Below are 9,411 nucleotides of genomic sequence, written 5' to 3'. Positions count from 1 at the left end.
ATACAAAAAGGAAGCCAACGGGCAGATAGAAATTGACCTCTATCCTCGGCTTCCAAAAATTTAAGGCTATGTAGGTATCATCAGGTTACCTACATAGCTGTAGGTATCATAGATTGACACACACGTGTGTCACAGCTCCGATGAGCTTGCCATTTTGAATAATAGGCGAACCCGACACGAGTGATGTCAATAGGGGACAACAATTTTCTTCAATTTTTCGATTTTTTCTTTATCGGGCACATCGAACTTTTCAGTATGTTTGCCAAGTGCCTCATATTTGTGCTCACCCATCGCGTGATATGGCAAGATCTCGACTTTTTCGGGATATCCATTCATGTCGAAAAAAGCTCTTATTTTTCTCATTTCATCTTCGTTATCATTCACCCCGGGAATAACGGGTACTCTTACCCATACAGAAACATCAGCTTTCAACAGCTTTGAAAGATTTTCAAGTATAAGGATATTGGATACACCAGTGTACGCTTTATGAACGTCATCATTCATACTTTTAACGTCGTACAAAAATAAATCGGTGTACGGAAGTATTTTATCAAAACTTTTCCAAGGTATATGTCCTGCGGTATCAACTGTCGTATGCATACCTTCTTCCTTGCACTTTTTTAAGATTTCAAAAAGAAAATCAAATTGCAGCATACATTCTCCACCGGAAAATGTAACACCGCCTCCTGATGTTTCGTAATATGTTTTATCTTTTATAACTTCGCTTAAAACTTCATCAATGGTGTATTCGCTTCCGCAGATTTCCTTTGCATCATTAAAACAGAAAAAACTTTCGTTATCAGCAGTGAAATTTTTGCATCTACCACAACCGGTGCATTTATTTTTATAAAACATTATTTCCTTTTGAAAATTCTGACTTTCAGGATTATGACACCATTTGCATCTTAAATTGCAACCTTTAAAAAATACAGTTGTCCGTATTCCGGGTCCATCATGTGTGCAAAACTTTTGAAGGTTAAATATTGTTCCTTTCATTATTGCAATTCCTCACGACGTATAAACTCATTTTGTGCACCTTTTGACATATCAACAAAAATGGCACTATATCCTGTTATACGCACCAACAAATCCCGATATTCATCAGGGTTTTGCTGAGCCTTCTTTAGGTCTTCCGTGTCGGCAATACTTATCTGCAGCTGCATACCACCCCGTTCAAAATAAGCCTGTATCAGAGCCTTAATGACAGAAAGACCTTTTTCATCTGCTACAGTATTCTTTCTAAGACGCAGATTCAAAGCACCTGAATGTATTCTGTCAAAAGGCAATTTTGATACAGAGTTAAGTAGTGAGGTTACTCCTTTTGAATATCCAACGGTAGGCCCCATATTTTCACTCAGTGGCTTTCCCTTTTTTCTTCCATCAACAGTTGCACCCATTGATGCACCATATAATAAGTGCTCGGAATTGCATATTGTTACATTCAGTGTATAAACATCTCTTTTCCCTGATTCGTTTGTGGCTTCCCTGTCAATTATATCCAAAAGCTCATTCATTAACCTGCACGCATGGTTGTCGGCAAAATCATTGTCTGTACCATATTTGGGAGCGTTTTTGCAAAAAGCCAGTATATCAGGGTGGTTTTCAAAATTATCTTTTGTTGCTTCTAAAAGCTGTGGCAGAGTGCATACTTTATTCTTAAAAACAAGAGTTTCTACTGCGCTCAGCATATCTGTCGCTGTACCTATGTTGCGCAAAATAACATACAAAAATTTGCATTTGGCACCGTCATTATAAAGTCCGCGAGCAGCAGGAATCACTCCTTCGGCAAAACAATCATTCAGGGATATAATACCATCAGATACCGTTTTTTTGATCAAGCTCCTTCTGTAGGACTCAAAAGCTGGCTTTATAAGTGCTGAAAACTCTTTTTTTGTTTCTTCATATATTTCATCAATATTTTTAAATTCTTTGCCCGAGTTTAAAACCCTGTCTAAAATTATAGGCAATGGTTCTCCGCAAGTACCAACAGTAATACTGTCGCCTGCAATATCACCCCAATTACAGGGATGAATCGAATAATCAACAGCATCTTTTTCAGCTACGCCTATATGTTTATGCGCAGGAACCATGGTATCATCATTGTACAAAAGCAAAGATGCATTTTTTTGTATTTTTTCACAAAGAATATCCCATAATTCGTCATAGCAATCAGAAGTATAGCGGCATACATAAATCGGATTTTTCAGTTCGGGATGGATATGCCTTGCAAACAAAAGGGTAAGCGGATTTGTTTTATGGTCAGTTGTATTACTGTATCCGCCAAGCAGAATGTATCCAGGTGAATCATATGCCGGATTACGCGCCCACCCGGTAAATTTATAATCATCGTTTAAATATCCCATCTGATGCTCTCCGCGCCCGAGGTGCAAGCTCATTTTTGCAGAAAAATCGTCTATCAAAGCTCCTGCATCATCTTCTGTCAATTCTCCTGTACTCAAATCATGCTCATAAAACTCCAGCAAAATATTGTCCAATCTGCCGACAGTTAGGCACACATTCTTTTTCCCTGCATAAATCAAATAAATATTATAAACAAATAAAATAAGTTGTAGTGCTTCACGAAATGTTTTAGGTTTATCTTTTGTAAGATTATCACAAACCTGCGCACATTCCAAAAGACCGGCTGCTTGAGCCGCCTTACCATATCGTTCAATATACAATAAAATTCCTTTGTATATCCATCGCATACCTTCCAAAAACATCAGCGTATTTTCATCTTCGCACTCTTTCTTCGCTTTTACTATACGCTTCTCGAGTTGTGACAAATACCCGGTAATACCAACATCAACAAGATATTTCCATGCTAAAGCACGATGTCCGCCATTTCCTACGACAATAGGATTTTGGTGAGGGTCTTTTTGCCAGAGTTCATTTAATCTCTTTTGTTCTTCTTCGTCTGGAACATGGTCATCATATCTTCCAAGAAGTAAATCATAATCCTTTATAGGCAATGAGGCATTTGAAAGCACATAATAAAGACCTTTTCCCATCTGAAGCGGTTGAGGAAGTTCCATAACTTTATCCCATGCTTCATAAAGCAAGAAATTTCTTTCCACCAAAGTACTTTCAACAGATTTTTCTCTTAATAAAGTTATAGCTTCATTAATTGATTTTTCAGCCTTTAAACGATTATTCATATCCATATTCCCTCCTTGTTATAGTTCAATTTCTGCAAGTGTTGCGGGAAGCTCGTGGGCAGTGTTTACAACACTGTTATTTGTTACCAAATCAAAACATGAAATAATAAGCTTTCCATTCCAGATGATTGGCTCACCGGGTTGGTCAAGTTCACCGTTCAATCCATCGGTATCTCCGTTTTGACAAAGCCTTGTAACAGTGCCATCCGACAGAATTTTAACAATGGCATTCGCACAAAAATCTGCTATGTATAAATTTCCTTCATTATCCATTATCATTCCGTCTGTGCTTTCAAGATTTTCTTTGTCCTGTGCCCATATTTCATTTGACCTGACTGATAAATCTTCGTTAAATGTAATTTTATAAACAGCTCCGTCGCCAAAATTTCCTACTAAGAGATTTCCGTCACGGTCAAACTCAATTCCGTCAACACCATATTGGTCATCAAGATTTTCTGTGATAAAGGTTGTAAGAATATTTTTATCCTCTAAAGTATTTGTGATATTAATATTTTCATCATCAAGCCTAAATCGGTAAATACAACTCATAAGCTTGCCTGAAGGATGCTTTACGAGTTCTAATGTGCTTTGAGTTACATACACATATCCATCCTTGATACGCATGCCATTAGGATGCTCCATATTTTTTGCAACAACAGTTGTCTTCACAATATTGTCGCCATCAACGCGAACTCTTAAAATTCTGCCCTTTCTTATAAGTTCAGGCTTTCCTGGCCAGCCCTGATTGTCACAGATATATAAGTCTCCGTCAGGCCCAAAAGCGATTCCCATCGGTGAAGCAATCCCCGTTTCCTCGTGAACAGGAACATCAAACCATTTTCTTATATTTTTGTCTTTGTCAATTTTTAAAATACAACCAGGCATCGACTGGTCAGCATAATTCGGACAAGCAAGTATAAGATTACCGTCTTTATCTATTGCCATTCCGTCAGGCGTTGCAACATAGTCAGGCAACTTTGCAAATAATTTTGACTTTTTCAATTTTTAACTCCTTTTTTATACCTTTTCTGTATTAAATCTTGTTTATATCTTTTTTCCCAAGACAAAGTGATATTTCATCAGCAACCTTTTTTAATAAAGAAAATTTATCGTTTATCAAAGAATTAATACTGTCATATAATGTCAGGGTAGAAATACCTATACTTGCTACAACATTTTGAGTATAATCAAAAACAGGAACAGCAATGCAGATTATCCCTTTTGCAAATTCCTCATTGTCTATGGCATAGCCTGATTTTTTAATTCTTTCTGCCTCAATCATAAAAGCGTCAAAAGCAGTAATCGTATTCTCTGTTCTTTTATCAATAGGTACCGCGAAATAATCCTTCATTTCATTTTCATTAGAGTAACTTAAAAGAACTTTACCTGGTGCTGAACAGTTAAGCGGATATTCTCCGCCTGCACGACCGTTAATTCTGACTTCCTTTTTAGAATCATAATGTAAAAGATAAAGAATATTTCTTTTATTCTTAACACCCAGATAAACAGAATCGCCCAGTTCATTATTAAGCTTATCTATGTAAGGTATTGCAATTTTTGCAATACCATTGTTGTTTGTGTGCCCACATATTAGCGAAAAGGGGCGCAGTGTTAATCTGTATTTTTTTTGTGAGCTGTCACTCATATAAATCCAGTTTTTTTCCAATAAAGATTCCAACACCCTTGAAACCGCGTTTTTGTTTATATTGAGTGCGTTGCTGATATCAGCAATACCTATTTCATTATTGTTTTTTGAGAAAAATTCAATTATTTCCAAAGCGTAATCTACAGCAGGGGCTTTAGACAACTTTATCACCTCGTAATATATTTGTTCTGTTGTTATAAGTATATCACACAAGAATATATTTGTCAACAGAAAAATGCTCACCCATAAAATATAAGTGAGCATCCTGTTTTTTGACCGTAATGTCGGCAATCTTTAATCTGAAATTTTCTCTGCTTCAGCTAACATATTCTCAATAAATATCCCATAACCTCTTGTCGGGTCATTAACGAAAACGTGTGTCACGGCTCCGATGAGCTTTCCGTTTTGAATGATAGGCGAACCGCTCACGACTGTTGTCAATAGGGGACAACAAATTTTTCTCGATAATTTATTAAAATCGACATGTTTTGTCAACAAAAATCGCTTTGGATTACAGGGCTTCCACATGTACTATAAGAGAGCCTCGTCGTCCTGCCTGCTGGAATTGATATTTTGATTATTTAATTCATTACTCTGTGATATTGATACTTTGGGTAAACTCCAACAGTATTTTGTTGCCAATATTCTTATTATAATTACAGATATCATAGCAAATGTTGATGCTATAGAAATATTATTGATAAAAAGCCTAAGAAAATAATATAACATACTGCCAAAAACTGAAGCCAAAGCGTAAACATACTTTTTAAAAACATAAGGTGTAGTATCAATCAATATATCACGCATAATTCCACCGCCAACACCTGTAATCATACCAACAACTGTAATAACAAGAATATTATCTGAATATCCGTTTATAAAACCAATTTCTGCTCCCGTTACCGAAAATGCCGCTAATCCAACTGCGTCAAAAAAATTGTTTATATAATCAATTTTTAATTTGAAAATTGAAAATTTTTCTTTGTTGATATACGCAGCTATAAATACTACTATAGATGATAATACTGCAATTGCAAATGTAATATGGTTTTCAAAAATCGTCGGCGGACTGATTCCTAAAAGAATATCTCTTATCATTCCGCCTCCAAACGCCGTAATACATCCTACGAAAACCACTCCGAATATGTCAAGTGCGGCACCGCTCGCAATCAAAGCACCTGATACCGAAAATGCAATTGTGCCTATTATTTGCAATACTTCTATAAAATCAGCCATATTAAATAAACTCCTGCAACCCGCACTGATATTTAAAGATTCATTTCATCTTTTACTTGCTTAAAACAATCTACAATGTACAAAATATCTTCTTCGCTAAGTGCCGCTGAAAGCTGAGTTCTTATTCTTGCTTTGCCTTTTGGAACTACAGGATAGGAAAATGCAACAACATATACACCTTTTTCCATCATACGTTTTGCCATTTCAACAGCCTTATGTTCATCATAAAGCATAACCGGAATAATTGGAGTACCACCATCCATAACATCAAGCCCGATTTTTTTAATCTTTTCAGCAAATAGTTTAGTATTATTGAAAAGCTTTTCTCTCATGGAAAAATCGTTTTCAATGATTTCAAGCACTTTTAACGAACCTGCAGCAACTGCCGGTGCCAACGTGTTTGAAAAAAGGTAAGGTCTGGAACGTTGACGCAGTAAATCAATAATCTCTTTTCTTCCCGAGGTAAAACCACCTGATGCACCACCAAGTGCTTTGCCAAAGGTCCCCGTTATAATATCTATTTTACCGCTGACACCACAATATTCCGGTGTTCCTCTGCCGGTATCTCCCATAAAGCCTGCAGCATGACTATCGTCCACCATAACAAGTGCATCGTATTCTTCTGCAAGCTCGCAGATACATTTTAAATTTGCTACAATGCCATCCATAGAGAATACGCCATCTGTTGCTATAAGTTTTATACGACAATTCTTTGCCTCTTCAAGCTTTGATCGTAAATCATCCATATCATTATTTTTATAACGAAATCTTTGTGCTTTACAAAGTCTGATTCCATCTATAATACTTGCGTGGTTTAATTCATCACTGATGATGGCATCTTCAGGGCCAAGTAAAGTTTCAAAAAGTCCACCGTTTGCATCAAAGCATGAAGAATACAAAATCGTATCTTCAGTACCAAGAAATTTACTGAGCTTTTCTTCCAAATCTTTATGAAGCTTCTGCGTACCGCAAATAAAGCGAACGGATGATAAGCCGTAACCATATTCATTATAGCTGTTTTTTGCAGCCTTAATGACCTCAGAATTGTTTGCCAATCCAAGATAATTGTTTGCACACATATTGATAACTTCCCTGCCATCATTGAGCTGAACCTTGCTGCCCTGCGGAGAAGTTATTACCTTTTCATTTTTTGTAAGTCCTTCCTTTTCGATGGTTTCGCATACTTCTTTAAAATACTTTAATGCTGTTTTCATGTTAAATCCTCCTAATTAAGTGTTGTCCAGTCAAGAATAACCTTGCCGCTTTTACCACTGTTCATCGCTTCAAATCCTTTTTCATATTCGGTAATATCCATGCGATGAGTTATTATGTTTGATATATCAAGGCCACCTTGAAGCATTGCAGACATTTTATACCAGGTTTCGTGCATTTCTCTACCATATATACCTTTAATAATCAGACCGTTAAATATAATTTTTGACCAATCGATCTTACTGTCGCTTTTTAAAAGTCCAAGAAGGGCTATTTTACCTCCGTGCATCATATGGTCTATCATTGTATTAAGTGCGATTTCACTACCGGACATTTCAAGACCTACATCAAAACCCTCTTTTATAGACAATTGCTCCATAATATCTGAAAGATTTTCCCTCGCTGTATTTACCGTGTACTGTATACCAAGCTTTTTGGCAAGTTCAAGTCTTCCATCGTTGATATCTGTAATAACAACACGGCGTGCACCAACATGTTTGCAGACTGCTGCCGCCATAATTCCTATGGGGCCGGCACCTGTAATAAGAACATCCTCGCCGGTAAGTTCAAACGAAAGTGCTGTATGTACGGCATTGCCGAAGGGATCAAAAATTGAATACATTTCTTCAGGAATATCTTTTTCGCATTTACGGACATTTTCCTGCGGAATAACCAGATACTGTGCAAATGCACCGTCTCGATTTACACCAACCCCAACAGTTTCTTTACACAAATGACCATTTCCTGCAAGACAGTTTCGGCATTTTCCACATACAATATGACCTTCACCTGAAACGATGTCGCCAATTTCCCAATTCTTTACATTTCTTCCGAGTTCAACAATTTCACCAACATATTCATGTCCTATAACACGAGGAGTCTCTATTGTTTTTTGTGACCATTCATCCCAATTATAGATATGAAGGTCGGTTCCGCATATAGCGGTCTTATGTATTTTGATTTTTACATCATTAACACCAACAGCCGGTTCAGTTACATCCTCAAACCACAAACCTTTTTGCGGGTATTTTTTTACAAGAGCTTTCATGACGATTATCCTTTCAAATAAAATTATATATTTTTTAATGTTTTTTCCATTAGTTGAATAAATTCATTAGTAATAGCGGAAACTTTGCGTTCATCATTAAGTAAATATCCTATAATATAAAATTCATTGCTCTTAAACGGAACACTTATAATGTCACCTTTATTAAGTGCGGAAGGCATAATTCCTGTACCTATGGTATAAGCATCCGTAAGCATTAAGAGATTCATAAGTGTAGCTCTGTCGCTTATCTCAATATGTTTGTCAATGTAGGAAGTATCAGTCAGTTCCTCTGTGAAAAATGAACTATTATGTTCACCCTGTTCATATGATACATAAGGATACTCTTTAAGGTCAGAAGTTGAAAGCGTTTCGCAGCGTGAAAGCGGATGTTGATTTCTAAAAAAAACATGCGGTTTCACTTCTATAATAGGGGTAAAAATCAAATTCTTTTTACTTAAATAGCGTTTCATCACATCAAAATCGCCATCCTTAATAGCGATGATACCTATATCGCTGTGCGCCGTTTCAACATCGCGGATAACATGATAGGTTTCAATTTCTCTTATGGAGAAACGGTAGTTTGCACTTTGTATAGAATTTAAAAAATTACCAAAAATATCTGCAATAAAATCATAATGTTGCGTTGCAATATATAACTTTTTTGATAATTTTTTCTTATACCTTTCTGTGACGAAATCACTATTTTCACATATTTGTGTTGCATATTTTACAAACTCTGCACCCTCATCGGTAAGATACACACCATTTCCGGAACGTTCAAAAATTTTTATTTCCAGCTCTTGTTCCAAGGATTTTATACTAACCGAAAGTGATGATTGAGCTATAAAAAGCTGTTTAGCAGCTTCGTTAAATGTCCCTGTTTTTGCAACAGCTAGTACATATTTACATTGCTGAATAGTCATTTTGAAATTCACCTCATAAAAACACTTTTATATATTATACACCTTTTTTGATTTTGTGTCTAATATATACTTTCTATTATTTTCGTTCAAAAAAAATGATAAGCGGGTTATCCTATAACTGTTTTATATTCGACAAAATATAATCTTTTTATCGTATGTATTTTATATAAAAATGCCCGCCTATTATTT

The 9,411-nt window shown here is 36.1% G+C and carries 8 protein-coding genes and 2 pseudogenes; all 10 read right to left on the bottom strand.

Annotated elements, in window-relative coordinates; translation table 11 throughout:
- Positions 1-112 precede the first annotated feature (112 nt).
- Positions 113-178, bottom strand: a pseudogene (locus tag E7588_08535) (hypothetical protein).
- 8 nt (positions 179-186) lie between these two features.
- Positions 187-996, bottom strand: a complete 810-nt coding sequence (locus tag E7588_08530; GenBank protein MBE6689301.1) for a glycyl-radical enzyme activating protein — start codon at positions 994-996, stop codon at positions 187-189.
- On the bottom strand, positions 996-3,164 hold the full coding sequence (locus E7588_08525; GenBank protein MBE6689300.1) for a hypothetical protein: 2,169 nt from the start codon (positions 3,162-3,164) through the stop codon (positions 996-998). The genes E7588_08530 and E7588_08525 overlap by 1 nt, the downstream gene beginning before the upstream one ends.
- A gap of 12 nt (positions 3,165-3,176) precedes the next feature.
- Positions 3,177-4,160 carry a phage head-tail adapter protein gene (locus E7588_08520; GenBank protein ID MBE6689299.1) on the bottom strand — a complete coding sequence of 328 codons (984 nt, stop codon included), beginning with the start codon at positions 4,158-4,160 and terminating at the stop codon, positions 3,177-3,179.
- Between the two features lie 31 nt (positions 4,161-4,191).
- Positions 4,192-5,067 (bottom strand): IclR family transcriptional regulator, encoded by an 876-nt coding sequence (locus tag E7588_08515; GenBank protein MBE6689298.1) that lies wholly within the window; start codon positions 5,065-5,067, stop codon positions 4,192-4,194.
- Between the two features lie 30 nt (positions 5,068-5,097).
- A pseudogene (locus E7588_08510) lies at positions 5,098-5,232 on the bottom strand (SpoIVB peptidase).
- 102 nt (positions 5,233-5,334) lie between these two features.
- Positions 5,335-6,039, bottom strand: a complete 705-nt coding sequence (locus tag E7588_08505) for a trimeric intracellular cation channel family protein (GenBank protein ID MBE6689297.1) — start codon at positions 6,037-6,039, stop codon at positions 5,335-5,337.
- Between the two features lie 32 nt (positions 6,040-6,071).
- Entirely contained in the window at positions 6,072-7,253 is a 1,182-nt protein-coding gene (locus E7588_08500) for a glycine C-acetyltransferase (protein ID MBE6689296.1), read from the bottom strand.
- Between the two features lie 11 nt (positions 7,254-7,264).
- Positions 7,265-8,299: an L-threonine 3-dehydrogenase gene (locus E7588_08495; protein MBE6689295.1), complete on the bottom strand. Its 1,035-nt coding sequence runs from the start codon at positions 8,297-8,299 to the stop codon at positions 7,265-7,267.
- Between the two features lie 23 nt (positions 8,300-8,322).
- Complete coding sequence (locus E7588_08490) at positions 8,323-9,222, bottom strand: LysR family transcriptional regulator (GenBank protein MBE6689294.1); 900 nt, start codon at positions 9,220-9,222, stop codon at positions 8,323-8,325.
- Positions 9,223-9,411 lie beyond the last annotated feature (189 nt).

It is taken from the genome of Oscillospiraceae bacterium (assembly GCA_015065085.1).
In the GTDB taxonomy this organism is placed as follows: Bacteria; Bacillota; Clostridia; order Oscillospirales; family SIG627; genus SIG627.
The sequence above is the reverse complement of the archived record's forward strand: the minus strand, read 5'-3'. Positions and strand labels throughout refer to the sequence as shown.

Bases quoted from the DNA above. Each gene is read 5' to 3' on its own strand.
- E7588_08490 (MBE6689294.1), bottom strand. From the start codon at position 9,222: ATGACTATTCAGCAATGTAAATATGTACTAGCTGTTGCAAAAACAGGG.
- E7588_08525 (MBE6689300.1), bottom strand. From the start codon at position 3,164: ATGGATATGAATAATCGTTTAAAGGCTGAAAAATCAATTAATGAAGCT.
- E7588_08515 (MBE6689298.1), bottom strand. From the start codon at position 5,067: ATGCTCACTTATATTTTATGGGTGAGCATTTTTCTGTTGACAAATATA.
- E7588_08495 (MBE6689295.1), bottom strand. From the start codon at position 8,299: ATGAAAGCTCTTGTAAAAAAATACCCGCAAAAAGGTTTGTGGTTTGAG.
- E7588_08530 (MBE6689301.1), bottom strand. From the start codon at position 996: ATGAAAGGAACAATATTTAACCTTCAAAAGTTTTGCACACATGATGGA.
- E7588_08505 (MBE6689297.1), bottom strand. From the start codon at position 6,039: ATGGCTGATTTTATAGAAGTATTGCAAATAATAGGCACAATTGCATTT.
- E7588_08500 (MBE6689296.1), bottom strand. From the start codon at position 7,253: ATGAAAACAGCATTAAAGTATTTTAAAGAAGTATGCGAAACCATCGAA.